Origin of the sequence: Micromonospora sp. NPDC050276 (assembly GCF_044459545.1) — a bacterium.
Taxonomy (GTDB): Bacteria; Actinomycetota; Actinomycetes; order Mycobacteriales; family Micromonosporaceae; genus Micromonospora.
The window spans coordinates 111182-134007 of the sequence record NZ_JBITJA010000004.1 but is presented as its reverse complement, the minus strand read 5'-3'; the positions used below and the strand labels follow the sequence as shown (position 1 = coordinate 134007).

Genomic DNA, 22826 nt, shown 5'->3' with positions numbered 1-22826 from the left:
CCGCCCATGCGTGTGCTGGTGGTCTCCGCCCCCCTCGTCGGGCACGTCTTCCCGCTGGTGCCGCTCGCGGTGGCGTTGCGCGACGCCGGCCACGACGTGCTGGTGGCCACGGGCGGCGGAGGGCTGGCCGCCGCCGATGCCGGTCTGCCGGTGCACGACATCGCGCCCGGCTTCGACTTCGGACGGATCGCGCTGCGGGTTTTTCCCCGCCACCCGCTGATCGCCCGCGCCGAGTTGGCCGGTACCGCCGGCACCCGGGGCGCCGGCCTGCTGTTCGGCGCGCTCAACGATCGGCTCACCGACCCGGTGGTCGCGCTGGCCACCGGGTGCCGGCCGGATCTGGTGCTGTACGAGCCGTTCGCGGTGGCCGGCGCGGTGGCCGCCGCGTGGCTCGGCGTGCCGGCCGTACGCCAGGAGAACGCCCTCTTCGACGGCCGGGAGCTGGTCCGCGCCGTCGTCGCCCGACTCGGCGCCGCGCTGCGCCGGCACGGCCTCACCGAGCTGCCGGCACCGGCCGCCGCCCTCGCCGTGGCCCCGCCCAGCGTGGCGGCTCAGGATGGCTGGCCGATGCGCTACACCTCCTACGTGGGCGGCGGTGAGCTGCCGGCCTGGCTGCGCGAGCCGGGGGAGCGACCCCGGATCCTGGTCACCCGCAGCACCCTGACCGGCCCCGGCGACCGGGGGCCGATGCCCGCCGTGGTGGCCGCCGCCGCCCAGGTGGACGCCGAGATCGTGCTGGTCCGCCCGGACGAGCGGTCGGCCCGTTCGTTGCCCGGCAACGTGCGGGTGGTCGACTGGATTCCGCTCGACGAGGCGTTGCCGGCGAGCGCGGCGCTGGTGCACCACGGCGGGGCGGGTAGCGCCTTCGGCGCCCTCGCCGCCGGCCTACCCCAGCTGGCCACGACGGGGCCGGGGGACCGGCGGCACAACGCCGAGCTGGTGGCCCGCCGCGGTGCCGGCCTGGCGCTGCGCCCCTCGGACATCACCGCGTCGGCACTGACCCAACTGCTCACCGACGGCGGCCTGCGCACCGCCGCCGTGCAGGTCAGCCGCGAGATGGCCGCGATGCCGCCGCCGACCGACCTCGTGGCGCGACTGGCGGCACTGGTCTGACGTCAGCCGGGCGTGGCCACACCGGACGGACCGTCGGTTGCGGCAGGATGACCGGATGCGACACGTCGTGCTGTTCCACTCCGTGTACGGACTGCGGCCCGCCGTGCGCGCCGCCGCCGACCGGTTGCGCGCCGCCGGGCACCAGGTCAGCGCACCCGACCTGTACGGCGTTCCGGCCGCCGACACGGTCGAGGAGGGCTTCGCGCTGCTCGACAAGATCGGCCACGACGTGGTGCTCGACCGGGCCCGGGCCGCGCTGCGTGACCTGCCACCGGAGACGGTGCTCGCCGGCTTCTCGATGGGTGCCGGAGTGGCCGGGGCGCTGCTGGCCGAGCGCCCCGCCGCCGCCGGTCTGCTCCTGCTGCACGGCACCGGTGGCGCACCGGACGCGGTCCGATCCGGGTTGCCGGTGCAGCTGCACCTCGCCGACCCCGACCCGTACGACGCGCCGGACGAGGTCGACGAGTGGCAACAGGCGATGACCGACGCCGGCGCGGACCTGGCGGTCTTCCGCTACCCCGGGGTGGGGCACCTGTTCACCGATCCGGAGGTGGCCGAGTACTCCCCGGACGCCAGCGAGGCGGCGTGGCCGCGGGTGCTGGCCTTCCTGGCCGCCCGCTGAGCGCCCGGGGTGGCACCGCCGTGAGCCCCTTCCGCCCTAGTTGGCGCTGGCGCCGATGCGCGGGGGCGTGGCGGTGCCGTGCACCCGCTTGGCGTGGCTGGCGAACAGCCGGGGCGCGATGATCGGCATGAGCAGCCGGGCCGGCAGCGGTGCGTGCGCCAGCACCGCCTTGACCACCGCCGGGTCGCCCTCGTACATGGCCAGGCCGAAGGCCAGCGGCAGCAGCTTCTTCGGGGACTTGCTCATTCCGTGCTCGCCGAGCCGCATCCACTCCCGGGCGGTCACGTGTCGTTGCGCCAGCGGCAGGATCTCGCGCTCCTCCAGGGCCATGTGCTCGATCAGGGCGGTGCGCAGCTGCTCCAGGGCGTCCGCGAGCTGGTCACCGCCGCGCCCGGTGCGGCGCCACTGGGGAAGCAGCGCGACCACCGCCGCGTGGGCCTCCTCGATGGCGTGGTGCTGCGCCTCCATGGTGGGGACGATGGCCGTGGCCTCCGCGCCTCCGCGCTCCAGCAGCAGCGGCCACAGCAGCAGGTCCTCGCCCTCGTGGTGCATGTGCAGGATGTGGCAGAGCATCTCGGCGTGGGCGCCGACGACCTCCGCGCGCGTGGCGTCGCCCGGTGTGACGTCGCGGACGAGCTGCGGCAGCAGGCTGAACTCGCGACGGAGCGCCGAGTGCGCCATGTACATGTCGCGCACGTCGGCCATGGCTTCGCGGTGGTTCTGGTTCACGGTGACCTTTCCGAGGGATCAACTGGCACAGATATGTTGATCATGCTCGGTGTCACTTGGAACCGGCTTGGAATCCACCAGCGGCGACGGTCAGTCGGCCAGGGCCGCCGTCGCCTCGGCCAGCCAGTGCGGCGACTCCCACCGGCGGGCCACCCGCGCGGCGAGGGTGAAGTGCCGGGTCGCCTCCTCGGTGCGGCCCAGGAGCCGGAACAGCTCCCCGAGCGTCAGCGCCACCGGTCGCACCACGGCCGCGGTGGTGGAGAAACCGGCCAGTTGGTCGCGGACCGGGAGCAGCGCGTCGATCACGGGCTGGGCCAGGTCCCGTCGCCCCAGCGCCACGACGACCATCCCGCGTACGCTGAGCAGCGCCGACTCGAAGTAGTCCGGGCGGTACGTGTGCCGCCCGATCGGCATGGCCCGCGCCTCGTCCACGCGTCCGCTCTTGATCAGCGCCAGCGCCAGCAGGTCGTCCACGATCGGGCCCAACGACCCCCGGATCCGCCGGGTCGCCTCCAGGTGCTCACCGAACCGTCCCTGGCTGATCAGCAGGGTCCCCAGCGAGAAGAAGTGGAAGGCGTCGGCGTGCAACGAACCCTGTCGTCGCATCTGCACGGCGGCCTCGTCGTAGTGCCGCCGCGCGGCAACGAAGTCACCGGCGACGTGCGCGAGGGTGCCCAGCGAGCACAGGTGGATCGTCTGCGCCTCGTGCAGCTGGTACGTCTCGGCCAACCATCCGTGCCGGGCGACGCTGAGGCGCAGCTCGTCCGGCTCGTTGAGCGCGGCGGCGCTGTGGCCGAGCACCTGCTCGGCGACCGAGCGGTAGGTCACCAGCCCGTGCTCGTCGGCGAGGTCGCGCAGCTTCAGGGCCAACTCCCGCCGCTGCGGCGCCTCCCGCTCGTAGCTCATCGTGCGCACCCGCGCGGCCAGCCCGAGAGCGCGCAGCTCGGGATCGTCCAGCCGTCGCGAGAGGGCCAGCGCCTCCCGTCCGGCCGCGACACCCCGGGGATCGGATTCGCCGTCCAACTCCGTGGCCAGCGCCTCCAGTAGCCGGCAGCGGGCGACCGGGTCCAGGTCGTCGGCGCGCAGCAGCCGGGTGAGCAACTCGACCACGCGATGGTCCACCACGCCGTACTCGTGGGTCAGCCACGGGGTGGGGACGGTCCACGCGGTGAACGCCGCGACCAGCAGGTCGTCCCGGCCGGCCGCGGCGGCGATGTCGACCGCCCGGGCGCGGGTCTGCCGGGCGGCGGCCACCGCCCCGGCCCGGGCCTGGGCACGCAACAACCGGCCGAGCAGGTCGATCCGCAGCGCGTCGCGGTCCCCGGTGGCCGTCTCGGCGGCGTCGACGGCGTTGCTGAGCAGCTCGATCGCGGCGTCGTACGCGTACCGCCGCTCGGCCAGCTCGGCGGCCCGGATGGCGTAGTCGACGGCGAGCGGCGCGGTGTCGGGTGACGCCGCACGGGCGTACTGGTGGGCCAGGGCCGGGTAGTCGTCGGGCGTCAGCCGGCGGGTGGCGGCGGCGATCCGCGCGTGCAGGCGGGTGCGGCGCAGCTGCGGCACGTCGGTGTAGATGGTGTCGCAGACCAGGCCGTGCACGAACCGCACCCGCCCCGGCGCCGGTTCGGTGAGCAGTCCGGCGGCCAGCCCGGCTTCCAGCGCCTGGAGGACGGTGCCCTCGTCGGTGCCGGCGGCGTCGACGAGCGTTCGCACCTCAGCCTCCCGCCCGACGGCGGCGGCCAGGCGTAGCACCGAGACGGTCGCCGACGGCAGGCGGGAGAGCCGTCGGCGCAGCACATCACGTACGCCCTCCGGCACGTCGGAGGTGGCGACGAGCGTGCCCTCGGCGGCGAGCAACCGGGCCGACTCCCGGACGTAGAACGGGTTGCCTCCGGTCCGTTCGGCCAGCGCGGCGACCGTGTCCGGGTCGACGGCGGTCCGGGCCAGCGCGCCGAGCAGCCGTTCGACCTCGGGCGTGGTCAGACCGCCGAGCGCGATCCGGTGCGGTGATCGGCGGGCCAGGACGGCCATCGTGTCGGCGAGCCGCTCGGCGTTGTCGGCGGGCCGCAAAGCCACCACGAACAGGATGGCGCCGGCGGTCATCTCGGTGACGCTCTGCAACAGCAGCTGCGTCTCGGCGTCGGCGGCGTGCAGGTCGTCGAGGATGACGGCGACCGGTCTCTCGGCCGCGGCGGCGTTCAACCAGGCGCCGACTGCGCGGTGCAGCCGGAACCGGCCGGCGGTGACGTCGCCACCGGGCGCACCGTCGCTCCCACCGAGCAGCGGGGCGAGCGCCGCCGCGAGGTGGCCCGGCGGCGCCTGCTCGGCGAGTCGCCGCAGCGCCTCGACCCAGGCCCAGGCCGGCGGAGCGCCCTCGACCTCGGGGCAGCGACCGACGGTGACCAGCCAGCCGCGTGCGGTGAGCTCCTCCCGGAAACGGGTGAGCAGGCTCGTCTTGCCGGCCCCAGCCTCACCGCTGAGCAGCGCGACGCGCGGCCCGCTCGCCACCGCCTCGGTCGCTGCCTGCCGGAGAGCCGCCAGCTCGACCTCCCGTCCGACGAAGACGTCCTCCGACGCCTGTCGCTCGGCGCGTACCGCTGGCGCTGTCACGGGTGGCAGCAGGTCCAGCCGCTGGCCCAGGATCGCGGACTCCACCGCGACCAGCGCCGGGCCCGGGTCCAGGCCGAGTTCATCCGCCAGGGTCGCCCGCGCTCGGCGCAGCGCCGCGAGCGCGTCGCCCTGCCGACCGGTACGCCACAACGCCAGCGCCAGCAGCCGCCAACTCTCCTCCCGCAGCGGCGCCTGCCGGGTCAGCAGCTCCGCCTCCGGCACCGCCTCGGCCGCGTCGTCACCGCGCACCATCACGTCGAGCAACAGCTCCCGGGCGGCGAGCCGCAGCTCCTCCAGCCGCAGCACCTCCGGCTGGGCCCACGGCTCCCCGGCGAACTCGGCGTACGCCCGACCGCGCCACAGATCGAGCCCGCTGCCGAGCAGCTGACGTGCCCGAGCCGGGTCGGCGGCGGCGACCGCGCGCGCCTCGGCGAGCAGCGTCTCGAACCGGCCGGCGTCGACGGCATCGTGGGGCACCCGCAGCGCGTAGCCCGGTGGTGCGGTGACCAGCACCCGGGCCGGCGTACGGGGCTCGCGGGCCGGCTCCACCAGGCGGCGCAGGTGCGAGACGTACGCCTGGAGGGAGGCGATCGCCCGAGGTGGCGGGTCACCCCGCCACAGATCCTCGATCATCCGACCGACGGAGACGACCTCGCCGCGGGCCGCGAGCAGGAGCGCGAGCACGGCGCGTTGGCGGGGGCCGCCGAGGTCGACCGGTCCGCCTGTGTCGACCTCGACCTCAAGCGGCCCGAGCACCCGTAGCAGCATGACGCCACCAATCCTAGTCGCCCGGTGGCGGCTCACCCGCTTCCGCTGGACATCGGGCGGCCAGCTCACCGCAGGTGCGGGCGGCGGCCCGCCACCGCGCGGGGCGCCGCCGGACGCACGGCGTTCGATATCGTGGCGCCATCACCAAGATCCTCGACGGGGCGTGGCGATGACGATCACGGCCTTTGACGAGTACGAGCGATCGCGTTAGGCCGGCCTCGGCGTCCGTACCGTAGCGGCCCGGGCGGCACCCGGCCCGCCTTCGATGCGGAGCACCCGGCGAGAATGCGGCGTGGAGTTTCTCTGTTACCACAGTGACCGGCCCGGCTCGGCGGCGTTGCGCGACGAGTTGTTGCCCGAGCACTGGTCCTACATGGACCGGTACGCGGCGGGAATGATCGCCCGTGGCCCGACCTTCGTCGGCGACACGCCCACCGGCAGCGTGCACATCGTCGACGTGCCCGACCCGGCCGCCGCGCGGGCGTTCGCGTTCGCGGAACCGAACTACCAGGCCGGCGTGTACCGGGACGTGCTGCTGCGCCGGTGGCGCAACACGCTGGGCCGCACCATGTGGGACTTCCCGGGCGGCCGGACCGGCGGCAACCGTTATCTGGTGCTCGGCCTCGGTGCCGGGCAGGCCGCCGACCTGGCCGTGCCGCCCGACCCGGACGAGCTGATCGCGTACGGGCCTCTGCTGGCCGACGACGGCGTCACCTGGCTCGGCACCGCCGCGCTGCTTCGGGCGCCGAACCCGGACGCGGCGCGCGCCATCCTGACGGTCGACCGGTACGCCGACATCGAGGTGCACGACTGGCAGTTCGGCGGGCGACCGTCCTGACCTGCCCCGAACCGGCCCGATGCCCAGAGTCAGGCGGAGGCAGGCAGGTCGTCCAGTGGGCGGATCAACGGTGGGCGGGGTACCGCCCGCACCACGCCCGTCGCAGTGCCGGCGTCGGCGGGTGTCCAGTGCCCAGCCGAACTCGCCGGCTTGGGGCCGATCGACGCTGCGGGCCGTCCGATGTCCCGGGATGGGTGACCGCCCGCACTGCGCGCAGGTCGGGACGCCGCTGTGGCCGGCGTCGGCGGTACGTCGCCCGCCGAGGCGACGGCTCGGAGCCGGCGTGGACCCGCCGTACGGTTGGCGCTGGGACCCGACGCGGCGGGACGGGTGGCCATCGTCGGGGTGGGGCTGCCTCGCCTCAGCGCGGTCGGGCCGGTGGCGCCGCCCGGCCCTGCCGAGGCCAGCGCCGCGAAGACGGCGTCGAGGCGGCCGGTCCGAGCGCCGACGGTGTCAAGGCGCACGATCTCCGCACTCCTCGCCGCTGAGCCGTTGACCGCACCAGCGGGCGGGGGTGCGTCCCGGTGCACGGTGTCGAGGTGCGGCACGCCGGCGGCCCGGCGTTGGAAGACGGCCCGCAGGGCGCGGGGCAACCGCTCGGCGGCGACCTGGCGCAGTGCCGGAGCGGCGAACGCGTACCCGTCGACGTGGTGGGGGAGCAGCAGCCCGGCGGTGACCAGCTTGCGGAGTGCGGGTGCGGACCGGCCGGGCGACCAGCCGAGTGCCCGGTCCACGGCCGCCCCGGAGATCAGGCCGCCGAGGGTGCCGGCGGCCATCAGCACCGCCCGCCGTTCACCGTCGAGGTGGTCCAGCTCCGCGCCGACGGCCCGGCGTACCGCCTCGGGCAGCGGGAGCGCCGCCGGATCGGCACCGTCCACCAGCGACGTGACGTACGCCGCCGCGTGCCCGGGGCGGCCTCCCACCAGCGGCAGCAACCGGTCGACCAGGGCCACCGGCTGCCCGGCCCGGGTGAGCAGGTGTCGCAGCAGCCGACCGGACTGCACCGTGGCCAGTGGTCCGATGGTCATCTGGCGGGCCGGACCGGGCCGGGTATCGGCCCACTGCGGCTGGTGCACGGTGAGCACGGCCAGCGGCAGCCCACGCTCTGTCGCCGCGCCGAACAGCGCGTGCAGGAAGCGGCTCACCGCGGGCGCGGCCCGGTCCAGGTCGTCGACGGCCACGATCAGCGGCCGGTCGGCGGCGAGCCGCAGCAGGACCTCGCGGCAGATCGCCGCGCCGGCGACGGCCGCCGCCGAGTCGTCGGGGTCGGTCAACATCCGCTGCAGCGCCGGGACCGCGGTGGCCACCCGGGTCGGCGGGAACAGTGGCGTCAGGGCGGCGACGAGTCGGTCGTGGGCCGCCGTCGGGCCGTCGCTGTGCCGGATCCCGGTGAGGCCGCGGAGCAGCTCCGCGACCGGCGCCAACACCTGATCGGGGTACGGCTGGCAGGCCGCCACACACCAGCGCACCGGCATGCCGTCCACCGCGGTCAGTCCACCGGTCAACTCGTGCAGCAATCGACTGCGGCCACTGCCGGTGGGGCCGACCAGGGAGATCCAGCGCGGTTGCCGCTCCCGGATGGCCCAGCTCAGCTGGTCACGGATGGTGGCCAGCTCGCGGCGTCGACCGATCAACGGGCCGTCGTGCCGGTCGGCGCCCGGGCGTACCGGGCCGACGGCGTGCCAGACCGGCACCGGCGGCACCCGGCCGGCGACCGGCACCGGCGTCAGCTGACGTTGGGTGATCAGGCCGGCGGTGGCGCGGGCGGTGGCCGCGCAGAGTGCGACGGCGCCGGGTGTGGCGTACTCCTGCAGGCGGGCCGCGGTGGTGATCACCGCGCCGCTGGCCACGCCGTGCCCGCCGGTGACGGCGTCGGCCAGGTCGACCACGACCTCGCCGGTGGCGACACCGACCCGCACGCGCAGCCTGATGTCGGCGACCATCGGCCGGCGGTCCAGTGCGGCCTGGATCTCCAGCCCGGCGCGCACCGCGCGGTACGCGTCGAAGCCGTCGGAGTGCCGGGCGCCGAAGAGCGCCATCACGGCGTCGCCGATGTACTTCTCCACCACCCCCTGCCAGCGGTGCAGCACACCGGCGACGGTGTCGAAGTAGGCCCGCTGCAACGCCCGGACCTCTTCGGGGTCGAGCTGGTCCACCAGGGCCGTGGATCCGACGATGTCTGCGAAGAGGACGGTGACGACACGCCGCTCCTGCGGTACCGGCCAGAGCGGGGTAACGGTCCGCTGCGCGTCGACGATGCTGGTTGTCATGGGTGTCGCACCGGCCTTTCTTCCCGCTGTTGCCTGATCACCTCCGGAGATTGGCATTCCTGGGCCGACGGGGGATCTGCAGAACGACGTATGTCGGCCACCTGCAACCTTTAGTCGCAAAGTCGACGCGAGGAGTACCACAAGCGGCAGGCGGCCGTAGAACGGTGTGGGGCCCTGTGATTAGGCTGCGGGGCATGGCCAGCGATGTGGACACCGCACCGCTCGTGGGCCGGGCCGAGCTGGTGCAGACGGTTCGGTCCGCGTTGCTCGGTGACGCCGCGCACGGGCAGACCGCAGCGGTCTTCCTGACCGGTGAGAGCGGTGTGGGAAAGACCCGGCTGTTGGGCGAGATCGGCGACCGCCTGCGGGAGCAGGGTGCCGTGGTGCTCACCGGCAGCTGCCTCGACATCGGCGACGCTTCTCCGCTGCACCCGCTGTTGCAGGCGCTGCGCCGGTTCGACACCGAGGTGTCGACCACGCACGCCCGCACCTCCTCGGCGGTGCGGGGGCTGTTGCAGATGTTCGCCGACGAGACCGCCGGCCCGGACGGCGCGGGCGCGCTGCTGGAGCGGGTCTCGCGTGGCCTGCACCTGATCGCCGAGGGCCGCCCGTTGGTGCTGATCCTCGACGACCTCCAGTGGGTCGACCGCAGCACCCGGCAGCTGTTGCTCTACCTGCTCGCCGGCCTGGGTGACCTGCAACTGTCGGTGCTGGCCGCGGTACGTGCCGAGTCGTTGCAGGGCGCACACCCGCTGCGCCGGGTGCTCACCGAGCTGCGTCGGCTACGCACCGTGCGGGTGCTCGACCTGGCGCCACTGGATCGGGCCGCCACCGAGAAGCTCGCCGCCGCGGTGGTCGGCCGGACGCTGACCGCCGACGCGGCCGAGCAGGTGTGGCAGCGCAGCGGTGGCAACCCGTTCGTCATCGAGGAGCTGGCCCGGGACGTGCGCGACGGCCGCGACGGGCTGTCCGAGACGCTGCGGGAGATCTTCCTCGACCGGGTCGACGCGCTGCCCCAGCACGCGCACGCCGTGGTGCACGCGGTTGCCGCCGGCGTCGAGCCGGTGCAGCACTGGCTGCTGGCCCAGGTGTTGCGCATGCCGGAGGACGAGCTGATCGCTGCGGCCCGGGCCGCGGTGGCGCACCGGCTGCTGGTCGGCGCCGACGACGGCTACCGGCTGCGGCACCGCCTCGTCGCCGAGGTGCTGGCGCACGAGCTGCTGCCGGCTGAACGCTCCGGGCTGCACCGCCGCTACGCCGAGGCGTTGACCGCGGTGCCGGGTGAGCTGCACCAGGCCCGGCTGGCCCACCACTGGCGGCTGGCCGGCGAGCCGGCGCGTGCCCTGCCGGCGGCGGTGGCCGCCGCCCAGGAGGCCGAACGGCTGCACGGCTACGCCGAGGCGCACCGGCACTGGTCGGCGGCGCTGCAGTTGGCCGCCGACCCGGGCCCGCTGACGGTGGACCGGGTCGAGTTGCTCGAGAACGCCGCCGAGGCGGCGCACCACTGTGGGGAGCACGCCCGGGCGCTGGCCCTGCTGGAGGAGATCGCCGCGCTGCGTGGTGGTGAGCCGAGCTGCGCGCTGCACATCCGCCGCGCCCGTTACCTGGCCGCCGCCGGTCGCTCCGCACTGGCCGAGGAGGAGTACCAGCGGGCGCTGAAGGCTGAGGACTGCTCCGCACGGGACCGGGCGACCGCCGCCGCCCGCCTGGCCGAGCTGCTGCTGCACCTGGGCCGCTACGCCGACGCCGGCGAGCGGGCCCGAGAGGCGTTGGCGCTGGCCGAGAACGTGGAGGGCTCGGTCACCGAGGTCGTGCTGGCCAGCTCGGCGCTGGGCTTCAGCGACGCCTGTCTGGAGGACCCGGACGCCGGTCTGGCGGTCATGCGCGACGCCCTCGACACCGCCGAGCGCGCCGGCCAGCCCGAGGACGTGGCGTGCGCGTACCTGCACCTGGCGGAGCTGCTGACCGGACCACTGAACATCCTCGAAGAGGGCGTGGTGGTGGCCCGCCGCGGCGCCGAGCGGGTGGCCGAGCTGGGGCTGGGTCGCACCTGGGGCACCCGACTGCTGGCCATCGCCATCAACGGGTTGTTCCGGGTGGGCCAGTGGGCCGAGGCGGAAAAGGTGGTGGCGGCGGCCCTGCGGCACCGACCGTCCGGTGCGGACGCCGTGGAGCTGCTGCTCGCCCGGTGCCGGCTGTCGGTGGGCTACGGCGACATCGAGGCCGCCAGTCGCGACCTCGACGCGGTGGCGACCCTGCTCGCCGGTGGCGGGGCGCGTCACGTCATTCCGCTGCTCACCCTGCGCTCCGGGCTGGCCATGTGGGAGGGCCGGCACGACGTGGCGCGGCTGGCGGTGCAGCGCGGCCTCACCGAGAGCCGCTCCGACGACGTGATGATCCTGTCCGCGTTGGTCTGGCACGGTCTGCGCGCCGAGGCGGAGGCGCACGCCAGCCGCACCATCGAGGTGGACCCGACGGCGGTACGCCGGCTGCGCGACGTGGCCGAACGGGTGGCGCGCAAGAGTGCCGGGGCTGCCCGGCCGGTGCGCTCGGTGGTGGAGGGCTTCCTGGCCCTGTGCGCGGCCGAGGTGAGCCGCCTCGACGGCAGCGACCCGGAGCTGTGGGCGGTGTCGGTCGCCGAGTGGGATCGCCGCCATCACCCCTACCCCGCGGCCTACTCGCGCCTGCGGCAGGCCGAGGCGCTGCTGGCTCGCCGCAGCCGGGTGGCCACCGCCGGCAAGCTGTTGCGGGAGGCGTACCGGGTGGCGCAGGGGTTGGGCGCGGTGCCGTTGACCTCGGAGATCCGCGAGTTGGCCGGGCGAGCCCGGGTGTCGCTGGACGATCACGGCACCACCACCGGCGGCACTCGGGGCGTACCCGCCGAGGCGTCCGACGACGAGTTGGCCGCGCTCACCGCACGGGAGCGGGAAGTCCTTGCGCTGGTCGCGGAGGGGTTGACCAACAAGGAGATCGGGCAACGGCTGTTCATCAGCGAGCGGACCATCGGTGTGCACGTGTCGCACATCTTCGACAAGCTCCAGGTCCGGACCCGCGTGCAGGCCAGCGCCATCCAGTTGCGCAACCAACGGGGCTGACTGACCACTCCGACGTATCCCGGCGCTCGTGTGCGCGCCGGGATACGTCGTTCTACTGATCCGGCGGGCGGGTGTCGGCTGAGAGGCTGGGCCGCGTCGACGACGGCACGGGGATGCCGCCGACCACCATGGAGGAGAGATGACCGAACCCGTCTGGGGGCCCGTGCAGCGGGACATCGTCGACCTGCTCGCCGACCATCCTGCGGACGTGCCGGCCGTGGTCGATCACCTGACCAAACTCCAGGACATGCTGGTTCGGCTGCCTCCGTTGGAGGCGAGTTGCCCGCTTGCCGACTTCAACAAGCTCTACCTGACCATCACCAGCAGCGTGCTGGACGGGCTGTACGACGACCGCTTCATCGACCCGGTCTTCCTCTCCCGGCTCGACGTCGAGTTCGCCGCCCGGTATTTCGACGCCATGCGTCTGTGGACCGACTCCAGCCCGGGCACCCCGAAGGCGTGGTCGTGCCTCTTCGAGCGGATGCGCGGACCGGACGCCCGCCCGCTGCCCTCGGCGGCGGCCGGGGTCAACGCGCACATCAACTTCGACCTGCCGTTCGCCCTGGTGACCACGTTCGACCACCTGGAGTCCGAGCCGGTCGACGGCAGCGACCAGCACCACGACTACCTCGAGATCAACAACATCTTCGCGGACAAGATCCCCGGCCTGCGCCGCGGCTATCTGGAGCGGTGGCAGCTGCTCATCGACATGCTCAACGGTGACATCGACGACTGGTACCAGGGGGAACTGGTCGAGTACACCCGCGATGTCGCCTGGCGCAACGCGCAGAAGATCTGGCGGTGCCGGCACGACCCGGACGCCCGTGAGTGTGAGCGCACGCGGTTGGACGACAACGCCGCTGCGCTCGGCCGGCTGCTGCTCTCGCCCCTCGGGGCGTTCCTGCAGTAGTCGGGACGGGGGGTCCCCGCGCTCCGCCCCGTGGGGGGCGGCGGAGCGCGGGGGCGCGTTCCACCAGCCCCACCCCGCGTGCCCGCCCGAGGTTCGGTCGGCCGCGCGGCGGACAGCCGGTCGGCCCGGGGGGTGTCGACCGTCTGCCACCGTCGGCCGGCCCGGGGGGTGCCGGCCGGCGGTGGGGGAGCGTTCGGCCCGGCCGCGTCGACGGTGTGCGGATCCGGAGGTGTCGGCGGGCTCGGATCGGGTACGCCCGCGCCATGACCGTCCTGGCTCGGCGCCGGCCCGCCGCCCGCCCCCGGCCCGCGCGGCCCGGCCCGTTGCGGCCGGGTGGCCCGGTGTCACGGCCCACCGCCCGGCCGGGTGCCCGATGACCGGCCTCGCCACGCGATTTCCGTTCCGCTTCGATCCGGTGTTCCGCCCGTTGCTGGCGCTGCTGGGAGTCCGCCCGGCGACGGCCTGGGTCGCCGTCACCGAACGGGATCTGATGATCCGGTACGGGCCGTGGCGGTTGCGGACCGACCGGGACAACGTCTCCGCCGTCGAGCTGAGCGGGCCGTACCGCTGGTGGCGGGCGATCGGGCCGCACCTGTCGATGGCCGATGGTGGTGCGACCTTCGGCAGCAGCGCGGCCGGCGGGATCTGCCTTCGCTTCCGGGTACCGGTGCCGGCACTGGTGCCCGGGGGGCGGCCGCGGCACCCGGCGGCCACGGTGACCGTCGCCGACCCACCCGCGCTGGCCCGACTGCTCGCCGTCCCGGACCTGTCCTGACCAGGCCGATCAGGTGCCCGGTTCGCCCGACCGGGTGCCGGGGGACCGCCTACCGTCGGATCAGGACCTGTGAGGGTGGGACTGGCGATGGGTGACGAGCACCGGGCGAAACCACGACGCTGGAACGGACGCCGCCACGCGCCGACCGGGCCGGACCCGGCGCTGCGGGCCGCCCGCGATCCGGCCCGCCCGCACCGGGGCGGCCGGCAGGGCGTGGTGGTGCCCGAACGGGTGGCCACCGCGGGCCAGTCGGCGCCGCCCACCAGCCCGCTGCGCCGGTGGCTGTTCCAACACCAGGTGCAGCCACCCGGTCCCGAGGCGACCGAGGGGCAGAACCGTCGGCACGCCTGGTGGCAGGTGATGTGCCTGACCGGCGTGGACTACTTCTCCACGCTGTCGTACCTGCCGGGCATCGCGGCGGTGGCGGCCGGTGCGCTCTCGCCGCTGGCGACGCTGTTGATCGTCGTGCTCACCCTGTTCGGCATGCTGCCGATGTACCGGCGGGTGGCCCACGAGAGCCCGCACGGTCAGGGTTCGGTGGCGATGCTGGAGCGGCTGCTGCCGTTCTGGCGGGGCAAGATCTTCGTTCTCGTGCTGCTCGGCTTCGTGGCCACCTCCTGGATCATCACGATCACGCTCTCCTCGGCCGACGCCACCGTGCACCTGTTGGAGAACCCGTACCTGCCGGACACCCTGCACGGGCCCCTGGTGCCGGTCGTGGTCACGGTGGTGCTGCTGCTCGTCCTCGGCGGGGTGTTCCTGTTGGGCTTCCGCGAGGCGGTGGTGGTCGCCATCCCGCTGGTCGCGGTCTTCCTGGTGCTCAACGCGGTGATCGTGGTGGTCGCGATCGCCCGGATCGCCGGCGACCCCGGCATCGTGTCGGACTGGACGGCCGCGCTGACCACGGCCGGCGGCGGACCGGGCCATGTGCTGTTCACCGCCGTGCTGGCGTTCCCGTTGCTGGTGCTGGGCCTGTCCGGTTTCGAGACCGGCGTCAGCATGATGCCCCTGGTCGCGGCCGACGGTCCGGACCAGCAGGCCCGGCTCGCCGCCCGGATCCGCAACACTCGTCGGCTGCTCACCACCGCCGCGTTGATCATGTCGGTGTACCTGATCTCGACGACCTTCGTGACGACGGCGCTCATCCCTGCCGAGGAGTTCCGGCCGGGCGGCGCCGCGAACGGGCGCGCGCTGGCGTTCTTGGCGCACACCTACCTGGGTGAGGTGTTCGGCACCGTCTACGACGTGAGCAGTGTGTTCATCCTCTGGTTCGCCGGTGCCTCGGCGATGGCCGGGCTGATCAACATCGTGCCGCGCTACCTGCCCTCGTACGGGATGGCGCCGGAGTGGGCGCGGGCGGTGCGCCCGGTGGTGATCGTCTACACCGTCGTCAGCGTCGCCATCACGATCGCCTTCCGGGCCGACGTCAACGCCCAGGCCGGGGCGTACGCCACCGGGATCCTGGCGATGATGGCCTCCGGTGCGGTGGCGGTGACGATCTCCGCGATCCGTCGCCACCGGCGTGCCTCGGCGATCGGCTTCACCGTGCTGACGCTGGTGCTGCTGTACGCGCTGGTGGAGAACGTCATCGAACAGCCGGACGGGATCACGATCTCCGCCTTGTTCATTCTCGGCATCATCGTGGTCTCGTTGGTCTCCCGGGTCACCCGGACCACCGAGTTGCGCGCCGAGCGGATCGAGTTCGACGAGCCGGCCCGTCGGTTCATCACCGAGTCGCTGGCGCACGACGGGCAGCTGCACCTGATCGCGAACAAGCGGCAGAAGGGTTCGGTGAAGGAGTACACGATCAAGGAGCGGGCGCAGCGCGGCATGAACCCGGTGCCTGGTGCCGCGGACGTGCTGTTCCTGGAGATCGATGTAATCGACCCGTCGGAGTTCAGTCAGGTGTTGCGCGTACACGGGATCGAGGTCGGCGGCTTCCGGGTGCTGCGGGCCAACAGTCCGGCCGCGCCCAACGCGATCGCCGCGATCCTGCTGGCCCTGCGGGACGCCACCGGGGTCCGGCCGCACGCGCATTTCGAGTGGTCGGAGGGGAGCCCGATCGCGCACCTGGCGCGCTACCTCATCCTGGGTCGGGGAGACACCCCACCGGTGGTGCGGGAGATCATCCGCCGGACCGAACCGGACCCGCTGCGTCGGCCCGGCATCCACGTCGGCGGGTGAGCCCGGCGCCCGACGTGGCCGCCTTGGGGCCGGCCCCTGGCACTGGAGCGGCTTCGAGTCGGTGTTTCGTAGGCATTCGATCCTGCTGCGCCGGTCGGCGGCGGATGGGGTGCCCACGCAGAATGGCAAAGTTATTCACGTTCGCCTGCCTTGTCGCATTTGACCGCCGTATCGTCATTTTCGGTGGCGCTAGGGACGTTAGCCACCCCGCGCCTGTTTCGGCGCGGCCGTGTTCAGATGCACGAGGGGCAGGGGAGTTCTATGTTCACGTACCGAGCGAGTCGGCGCCCAGCGCGGCCCAGGCGGCGGTGCCGGTGGTTCTTAACCAGTGGTCTGCTGGCTGGTGGCATGGTGGCGACGACGGGTCTGACCGGCGTGGCGGCCGTGGCATCCGACCGGGTGACGGTGCCCTGCGACTCGGACCGACTCATCGCGGCGCTCGTCCGTGCCAACGCCGAGGGTGGCGGCGAGCTTCGCCTCGCGCGCAAGTGCACCTACACCCTCACCGAGGCCTTTCAGCAACCCGACGATTACGACGGCGGCATCCGGGACGCCCGCGAGGCTGCCGACACCGCCGAGAACCCCGGGGACGCCGAAACGCCCCCGCGCGATCCGAAGGACGACAAAGCGGGCCTGCCCGTCATCTACCACCCCATCACCATCCGCGGGGAGGGCGCCACCATCAGGCGCGCCCCGAACGCCGACGAGTTCCGGTTCTTCACCGTCCGCGACGGTGGTGAGCTGGACCTGAGTGACGTCGTCCTCAAGAACGGGCGCTCCGCAGCCGAGGGGGGCAGCATCCACGTGGTCCATGGCGCCGCCGCCGCCGTGCGGCGCACGACGATCATCGGAAGCACCTCCCGCTCCGCCGAGGGTGGCGGTGGCGGTATCTTCAACGACGGCAACATGGTGATCAGCGACAGCACCTTCGTCGGCAACCGGGCCATCGGCAAGGAGGGCAAGGGCGGGGGCCTGCTCAACGGTGGCGTGCTCACCCTGGACAAGTCGAAGTTCTTCGAGAACACCGCCGCCAGCTACGGCGGTGGGCTCGGCAACTACCGGGGGGCGGCCGAGGTCCGCCGAAGCACGTTCGCCGACAACAAGGCGGCGCAGGGCGGGGGCCTCGCCAGCTTCTCGGCGCGCAGCAAGGTCTCGGACGTCCGGGTGATCGGCAACACCGCCGAGGTCGGCGGGGGTATCGCCAACTCGGACGCGGTGCTCTACCTGCGGGGCATGACGATTCGCGACAACACCGCCACGGTCAAGGGCGGCGGCATCTCCACCTTCCAGGGTCTGCTTCCGCTCGACGAGAGCACCATCACGCACAACACGTCCGAAGGCGACGGTGGTGGGATCTACTCCGAGAAGTCCAACCTGCTGGTGCGCCGTAGCGAAGTCAGCCGCAACGACGCCGACAGGAAGGCGGGCGGCATCTTCGTCACCATGGGCCAGATCTCGCTGTTCAAGAGCCGGGTGGCCGACAATGTCTCCAATGTGCGACCGGGCGGCCTCTTCGTGGACAAGGCCCAAGCCAAGGTCGATGACGAGACCGATATCAGCGGCAACGAGCCCAGCAACTGCCTGGACAGCACTGCACCGGTTCCCAACTGTTTCCGCTGACCCGTCAGTAAGGTGGCCCGCCAGGTGGCCGGCGCCGTTCCGGGACGCACCCGACCCGCAGGAGCGATCAACCGATCGCCGGTGGGCCGGGTGCTCCGGCTGTATCCCTGGGTGTAGCTGACGGCCATGCGGGTGATGGCGCGACGGCGAATGCTCCAACCCAGCCTCCTGGCCTGCCCGTCGGCGAGCGGATGATGCGCCATCAGCCCACCGCGCGGAGGCGGTCGGCGAGGTCGCTGGCGAAGAAGTCGAGGAAGCCGTCCGGGTCGGGGCCGGCGTTCTGCAGGACGATGTGGTCGAAGCCGGCCTCGACGTACGACCGGACCTTGGCCACGTGCGGCTCCGGGTCGGGGCCGACGGCGAAGAGTTGCCGGATGTGCTTCTCCTCGACGTACGCGCTGGCCGCGTCGAAGTTGACCGGGTTCGGCAACTCGCTCATCACCTTCCAGCCGGTGACCATCCACCGGCTCGTCTGCAACACGGCCTGCACCGCCTGGTGCTCGTCGGTGGCCCAGGCCAGCGGCACCTCGGCGTAACGCGGACCCGCACCCTTCGCCCGTCGATAGTGCTCGACGATCGACGCGTCCGGATCGGTGGCGAACAGGCCGTCGCCCAACTCGGCGGCGAGCCGGGCGGACGCCTCACCGCTGGCCGCCACCGCGATCACGGGTGGGGTGTCCGGCAGGTCGAAGACGCGCGCGTCCTCCAGTTGCAGGTGCCGACCCTCGTACGACTGGTAGCCGCCCTGCCAGAGCAGCCGGATGATCTCCAGCGCCTCGCGTAGTCGCTCGTGGCGGCCCCGCACGCTGGGAAAGCCCTGCCCGACGACGTGCTCGTTGAGTCGTTCGCCGGCGCCCACTCCGAGGGTGAACCGGCCGTCGGAGATCAGTGCCATGGTCGCCGCGGCCTGCGCGATGATCGCCGGGTGGTACCGGACGGTCGGGCAGGTGACGCCGGTGGCCAGGCGCAGGGTGGTGGTCTTGGCCGCGATGGCGCCGAGCACGCTCCAGGTGAAGGACGAGTGGCCCTGGGCGTCCAGCCAGGGGTGGAAGTGGTCGCTCATCTCGACGAAGTCGAAGCCGGCCTGCTCGGCGTTGACGGCCTGCCGGATGATCTCCTGCGGGCCGTACCCCTCCGAGGCCAGCTTGTAGCCGATCTGCATGCGCGCTCCCCGATGTCCGTCCGCCGGCTGACGCCGGGTCGGTTCCCGGCCTCGGCAGCGACAAACGCCGCCACACCCCGCAAACCAGCCTCCTAGGACGCCCTACGGGGTGTGCGGTGGGCGACGCCGGAGATGCCTTCCACCCGCGGACCATCGGCTGCTTCCGGGGATCACCGAGAAGGTGCTGAGCGGCCCGCCGAACCGCGCCGGCCCGTGCCCCGACGAGGGGGCACGGGCCGGTCGGCGTCTGTGGTCCTACTTGGAAGGCTCGGGCAGCTTGCAGTCGACCTTCGGGTTGGCGCCGATGTAGTTGAGCGGCCCGGCCACGATGGTGACCAGGATGGTGCCGGCCTCGGCGCAGTTGGTGTCGTCGCCGCTGTAGTAACCGCGTTGGCCACCGGCGATGGCGCCGATCACCAACCAGATCACGACGATGACTCCGAGAATCGAGGTGCCGCGCATCGCTGCCTCCTGGGGTATGTGGTGGATCTGAGGTGCAGGCGTTGTACCCAATCGGGTCGCGCGGCTAACGGTGGCGTGCTAGGGCCCCCTCTGGATCCACCGTCCGGCCGATGCGGTCCGCCGTTGCGTACCGCCCGGGCATCCGCCGCCCGCACCGGGTAGCGCGGGTCGGCTATCGGATCGACGACCGACCTCGCCGTGGCACGGGTCAGTGGACGTAGAACTGCCTCACGGCCCCGCCGAGGAGGACTCATGGACGCCCCGACACCGCCCCTGTACATCGACCGCCCCGAGGACGTCGCGGTCGCGGCCCGCGCGCTGGCGGGCGGCGCGATCGTCGCGGCGGCGTTCGCCAACTTCTACGTCATCGTCACGAGCCCCGACGCGGCCACCGTACGCCGGGTCAACCTGGCCAAGGGCCGACCGGTCCACCAGGTCGGCAGCATCACCACCGCGATCGGCCGGATCCCGGGCATGTTCGACTGGACGCGGATCTCGCCGCGGTTGCCGGTCGGTCGGGTGCGGGCGCTGATGGACGCCCTCTACGGGGCCGGGCCGTTCGGCTTCCGCGGGCCGGCGGCGGATCGACTCCCCGAGCACCTCACCCAGGTCGACCAGGGACTGCGGACCACCCAGGTGATCGCGCCGGGCCTGACCTGCCCGTCCAACGCCTTCTTCGAGCGGGCGCTCGCCGAGACCGGCTCGGACCACCTCTACATCACCTCGGCGAACCGGTCTCGGCATCTCACCGGTGCAGCGGAGGAACCGGCGCACTGGAAGGCGGATGCCCTCGCCGCCGACTTCGCCCACCTCGACGACCTGGTGGTGCTCGTCCACCGGGACGAGGCCGCGGCCCGCGCCGCGTACCCGGGCTATCTCACCACCTCGGTCACCCTGCTCTCGTTCCACGCACCGGAGGGTGACCTCGAAGAACCACCGGTGCTCACCGTGGACCGGCACGGATCGCTGCACCTGGACGACGTCCGCCGCGCCGCCGCGCCGCTGGGCCTTCAGGTGCGCCTGGCCGGCAGCGCCCGGCACCGACTGCGGGTCCGGGGGTACGCCGGCGCGCTGGTGTGAGCGTGGGTTCAGTGCGGCGGGGAGGGGGTCTCCGGTGGCTTGCCGCGGCTGCGCCGGAAGTCCGCGTAGGCGACGCCGGCCAGCACCAGCAGTGCACCGAGGGAGGCGTACAGCGGCGGCAGGTACAGCGCGCCGGGCGCGATGGTCAGCAACGCCAGCACACCGCCGGGCCGGGACCACGACACCCGACTGAACACCTCGTACTCGAAGGAGGCCCGACCGGCCAGGAACAGCGCCGGACCGCCGAAGATCACTGCCAGCCACGCCGGCGGGGTCCGCCCCATCGGCTCGTGCAGCACCAGGTGGAAACCGGACGCCGTGGTGACCACGCCGGCAATCATCAACAGATGGGTGTACGGCGCGCTGAACAGGAACTTGCTGGGTGACTCGGCCGCCTTGATGGCGGTCGGCAGCAGCTCGCCGGACTTGTGCACGTAGATGCGCCAGAGCAGCAGTGTGGTCAGGAAGGCCACCGCGAACGCGCCGATGTTCTCGGCCTCGTTGTGCTCCACGCTGAACATGGTGCCGATCGTCAGGATGGCGTCGCCGAGCGCGATGATGAAGAACTGCTGGTAGCGCTCGGAGAGATGCTCCGCCGTGACGTTGCGCTGCTGCTCGGGCACCACCCCGAGACCCGGGACCGGGTACGCGAGCCGAAAGCCGATGTAGTCGATGACGAGCGCGATGGCCCAGCACGCGATCCGGGCGTCCCCGCTGACGAACGCACCGATGAGCCACGGGATCGCCGACACCATGAACCAGACGAAGATGCGGACCGCCCGACGTTGGGTCTGCGGCTCGCGGCGTACCGCTGGCATCAGGAACAAGCCACGCCCGAGGTGGATCGCCACGTACGCGCCGGCGAAGACGAGCCCCCGGTCGTTGAACGCCTCCGGGATCGCCGTGGTCATCAGCAGCGCGCCGAACATCACGGCGCTGATCAGAAGCTTGATCTCGGTGCGTTCCGGGTTGTACATGTCGGTGACCAGCGTGGTGATGGCCCAGGTCCACCAGACGGCCGCCAACATGATCAGTGCCTCGGCGGCCCGATGCCAGTCCAGTTGCTCGACCATGCCCCGCGAGATGAGCGCCAGCGCGACCACGTACACCAGGTCGAAGAACAGTTCGAGGAGGGTGACCCGGCGCGGGGCCTCCGGGTCCCGCACCGGCGGGCGGCTGGCTCGGGGAGACCCGGGCTCCGGCGCGGCGAGGTGCACGGGAAACTCCTGCGAAACCGCTCGACTCGTCGGACCTGTCCGGTCCACCTCCACGGACGGTAACGATCGGTCGGCTGCGGCACCCGGTGTTCGCCCCGGTCGTCCCCCAACCGAGGTGATCGACTCAGGTTCGTAAGGTCGGGGTGTCCGGGAGGGGTGGACACCCGGTTTTCCGGAAAGGCGAGCGGCTACGGCCGAGCCCCCGGCCCGCCGTCGCGATGGACGGCCGCCGGGGGCTCGACAGCGGTCCTCAGACCTGGTTGCCGTTCGGCAGCACGACGGCCATCTCGTCGCCGGCCCCGGCGAGCACGCGCGCCTGCTGCGGCCAACTGGCCAGCCCGGGTGCGGCGCGCAGGCCGGCGGCCCGGATCAGGTCCCGCAGCGCCGGCTCGTCCAACTCGCCGAGCTGACCGTACGTGCGGACGCCAGCGTCCTGCAACGCGGCCGCCATCTTCGGCCCGATCCCCTGGATCCGGCGGAAGTCGTCCGCCGGTCCCGTCAGGTCGGCGTCGACGCCGCCGACCGCCGGGTCGGCAGCCGAACGGACCGGAGGGGTCGCGGCGGTGCTCGGCCGCACCGGAGGCGTAGCGGTCGCCGGCCGTTCGGTCTCCGCGGTGGCAGCCGCGGCGTCCACTGGCTCGGCGGTCACCGGCTCCTGCGTCGACGTCGGGTCGAGCGCGGTCGTCGCCGTGGTCTCCGCGTCGTCCGCCGGGCTGCCGTCGACCGGCGTGGCATCGACCGGCGTGGTGTCGGCCGGCGTGGTGTCGATGGGCGCGGTCTCGGCCGAGGTGGTCGCGACCGGCTCATCATCGGCCGTGGCGTCGGCCGTCGTCGCGTCGGACGCGTCGGTGAACGGCAGGTCGTCCGCGGGCTGGCGGGGTGCGACCACGGCCGCCGGGGCGGGCTGCTCGTCGACGACGACCGGCTCGGAGGCCGATCCCGCGGCGGGCTCCGACCGCAGCTCGGCAGGGTCGGACTGCTCGGCGGCCGGTGCGCGCGGCGGGTCCTCGGTCAGTGCCATGTCCGCCGGGTCGACGGGGCTCGGGGCGTCGTCCGCCGGCACGGGCACCGGGGTGGGGCCGTCCGGGTCGCTCAGCGCGGCCGGCGCGCTGACCGTGTCGACCGGTACCGGCTCGTCGGCGACGGCGGTGGATGCCGGGTCGATCGCGGCCGCGGGCCGGGCCTCGTCGGTGGTGGCAGCCGGCGTCGGCGTGGAGATCACGGCCAGGCCGGCGACGGGGTCACCATCCACTGTCGAGTTGCCCGGTACCCCCCGCCGGCCGCGTAGCAGCCACCCGGCGGCCAGGCCCAGCACCAGTGCCAGTACCACTATCAGCGAGTGTCCGATAGACCACGCCACGGCGAACCTCCCTC

Annotated in this window: 16 protein-coding genes; 9 read left to right on the top strand and 7 right to left on the bottom strand. The window is 73.1% G+C overall.

What is annotated here, in order from left to right:
- Window positions 1–6: 6 nt before the first annotated feature.
- Together ACIBF8_RS09525 and ACIBF8_RS09520 are read left to right on the top strand one after the other, a co-directional pair.
- The gene (locus ACIBF8_RS09525) at window positions 7–1113 is read left to right on the top strand and encodes a nucleotide disphospho-sugar-binding domain-containing protein (protein ID WP_396781941.1); all 1107 of its coding nucleotides are present in this window, start codon (window positions 7–9) and stop codon (window positions 1111–1113) included.
- 55 nt (window positions 1114–1168) lie between these two features.
- A complete protein-coding gene (locus tag ACIBF8_RS09520) occupies window positions 1169–1735 on the top strand; it encodes a dienelactone hydrolase family protein (protein ID WP_396781940.1) in 567 nt (188 codons plus the stop codon).
- 36 nt (window positions 1736–1771) lie between these two features.
- Here the strand turns inward: ACIBF8_RS09520 and ACIBF8_RS09515 are convergent, their stop codons facing one another.
- Together ACIBF8_RS09515 and ACIBF8_RS09510 are read right to left on the bottom strand one after the other, a co-directional pair.
- Window positions 1772–2464: a hemerythrin domain-containing protein gene (locus ACIBF8_RS09515; protein WP_396781939.1), complete on the bottom strand. Its 693-nt coding sequence runs from the start codon at window positions 2462–2464 to the stop codon at window positions 1772–1774.
- A 90-nt stretch (window positions 2465–2554) separates the two neighbouring features.
- Entirely contained in the window at window positions 2555–5839 is a 3285-nt protein-coding gene (locus ACIBF8_RS09510; RefSeq protein WP_396781937.1) for an ATP-binding protein, read from the bottom strand.
- A 292-nt stretch (window positions 5840–6131) separates the two neighbouring features.
- Here ACIBF8_RS09510 and ACIBF8_RS09505 point away from each other — a divergent pair, with 292 nt between their 5' ends.
- A complete protein-coding gene (locus ACIBF8_RS09505) occupies window positions 6132–6677 on the top strand; it encodes a YciI family protein (RefSeq protein ID WP_396781936.1) in 546 nt (181 codons plus the stop codon).
- A 29-nt stretch (window positions 6678–6706) separates the two neighbouring features.
- Here ACIBF8_RS09505 and ACIBF8_RS09500 read toward each other — a convergent pair whose 3' ends face one another.
- On the bottom strand, window positions 6707–8947 hold the full coding sequence (locus ACIBF8_RS09500; protein WP_396781935.1) for an adenylate/guanylate cyclase domain-containing protein: 2241 nt from the start codon (window positions 8945–8947) through the stop codon (window positions 6707–6709).
- Window positions 8948–9141: 194 nt separating this feature from the next.
- On the opposite strand from ACIBF8_RS09500, the gene ACIBF8_RS09495 reads away from it, so the two are divergent.
- The 5 genes from ACIBF8_RS09495 to ACIBF8_RS09475 all read left to right on the top strand — a co-directional run bounded on the left by ACIBF8_RS09495 (window position 9142) and on the right by ACIBF8_RS09475 (window position 17531).
- A complete protein-coding gene (locus ACIBF8_RS09495) occupies window positions 9142–12042 on the top strand; it encodes an AAA family ATPase (protein ID WP_396781933.1) in 2901 nt (966 codons plus the stop codon).
- A 139-nt stretch (window positions 12043–12181) separates the two neighbouring features.
- The gene (locus ACIBF8_RS09490) at window positions 12182–12952 is read left to right on the top strand and encodes a DUF5995 family protein (protein ID WP_396781931.1); all 771 of its coding nucleotides are present in this window, start codon (window positions 12182–12184) and stop codon (window positions 12950–12952) included.
- A gap of 373 nt (window positions 12953–13325) precedes the next feature.
- Complete coding sequence (locus ACIBF8_RS09485) at window positions 13326–13727, top strand: hypothetical protein (RefSeq protein WP_396781930.1); 402 nt, start codon at window positions 13326–13328, stop codon at window positions 13725–13727.
- 87 nt (window positions 13728–13814) lie between these two features.
- Window positions 13815–15911, top strand: a complete 2097-nt coding sequence (locus tag ACIBF8_RS09480) for an amino acid transporter (protein WP_396781929.1) — start codon at window positions 13815–13817, stop codon at window positions 15909–15911.
- Between the two features lie 261 nt (window positions 15912–16172).
- Window positions 16173–17531, top strand: a complete 1359-nt coding sequence (locus ACIBF8_RS09475; protein ID WP_396782467.1) for a hypothetical protein — start codon at window positions 16173–16175, stop codon at window positions 17529–17531.
- A gap of 202 nt (window positions 17532–17733) precedes the next feature.
- On the opposite strand, the gene ACIBF8_RS09470 is transcribed toward ACIBF8_RS09475, so the two are convergent.
- Complete coding sequence (locus tag ACIBF8_RS09470; RefSeq protein ID WP_396781927.1) at window positions 17734–18693, bottom strand: TIGR03557 family F420-dependent LLM class oxidoreductase; 960 nt, start codon at window positions 18691–18693, stop codon at window positions 17734–17736.
- A 255-nt stretch (window positions 18694–18948) separates the two neighbouring features.
- A complete protein-coding gene (locus ACIBF8_RS09465) occupies window positions 18949–19155 on the bottom strand; it encodes a hypothetical protein (RefSeq protein ID WP_007460667.1) in 207 nt (68 codons plus the stop codon).
- Window positions 19156–19407: 252 nt separating this feature from the next.
- Here ACIBF8_RS09465 and ACIBF8_RS09460 point away from each other — a divergent pair, with 252 nt between their 5' ends.
- The gene (locus ACIBF8_RS09460) at window positions 19408–20235 is read left to right on the top strand and encodes a hypothetical protein (protein WP_396781926.1); all 828 of its coding nucleotides are present in this window, start codon (window positions 19408–19410) and stop codon (window positions 20233–20235) included.
- A gap of 8 nt (window positions 20236–20243) precedes the next feature.
- Here ACIBF8_RS09460 and ACIBF8_RS09455 read toward each other — a convergent pair whose 3' ends face one another.
- Window positions 20244–21452 (bottom strand): low temperature requirement protein A, encoded by a 1209-nt coding sequence (locus tag ACIBF8_RS09455; RefSeq protein ID WP_396781924.1) that lies wholly within the window; start codon window positions 21450–21452, stop codon window positions 20244–20246.
- 250 nt (window positions 21453–21702) lie between these two features.
- Window positions 21703–22782 (bottom strand): hypothetical protein, encoded by a 1080-nt coding sequence (locus ACIBF8_RS09450; RefSeq protein ID WP_396781923.1) that lies wholly within the window; start codon window positions 22780–22782, stop codon window positions 21703–21705.
- Window positions 22783–22826: the final 44 nt, after the last annotated feature.

Coding starts and splice junctions, on each gene's coding strand:
- ACIBF8_RS09525 (WP_396781941.1), top strand. CDS start 7: ATGCGTGTGCTGGTGGTCTCCGCCCCCCTCGTCGGGCACGTCTTCCCG.
- ACIBF8_RS09520 (WP_396781940.1), top strand. CDS start 1,169: ATGCGACACGTCGTGCTGTTCCACTCCGTGTACGGACTGCGGCCCGCC.
- ACIBF8_RS09510 (WP_396781937.1), bottom strand. CDS start 5,839: ATGCTGCTACGGGTGCTCGGGCCGCTTGAGGTCGAGGTCGACACAGGC.
- ACIBF8_RS09500 (WP_396781935.1), bottom strand. CDS start 8,947: ATGACAACCAGCATCGTCGACGCGCAGCGGACCGTTACCCCGCTCTGG.
- ACIBF8_RS09495 (WP_396781933.1), top strand. CDS start 9,142: ATGGCCAGCGATGTGGACACCGCACCGCTCGTGGGCCGGGCCGAGCTG.
- ACIBF8_RS09490 (WP_396781931.1), top strand. CDS start 12,182: ATGACCGAACCCGTCTGGGGGCCCGTGCAGCGGGACATCGTCGACCTG.
- ACIBF8_RS09485 (WP_396781930.1), top strand. CDS start 13,326: ATGACCGGCCTCGCCACGCGATTTCCGTTCCGCTTCGATCCGGTGTTC.
- ACIBF8_RS09480 (WP_396781929.1), top strand. CDS start 13,815: ATGGGTGACGAGCACCGGGCGAAACCACGACGCTGGAACGGACGCCGC.
- ACIBF8_RS09475 (WP_396782467.1), top strand. CDS start 16,173: ATGTTCACGTACCGAGCGAGTCGGCGCCCAGCGCGGCCCAGGCGGCGG.
- ACIBF8_RS09470 (WP_396781927.1), bottom strand. CDS start 18,693: ATGCAGATCGGCTACAAGCTGGCCTCGGAGGGGTACGGCCCGCAGGAG.
- ACIBF8_RS09465 (WP_007460667.1), bottom strand. CDS start 19,155: ATGCGCGGCACCTCGATTCTCGGAGTCATCGTCGTGATCTGGTTGGTG.
- ACIBF8_RS09460 (WP_396781926.1), top strand. CDS start 19,408: ATGGACGCCCCGACACCGCCCCTGTACATCGACCGCCCCGAGGACGTC.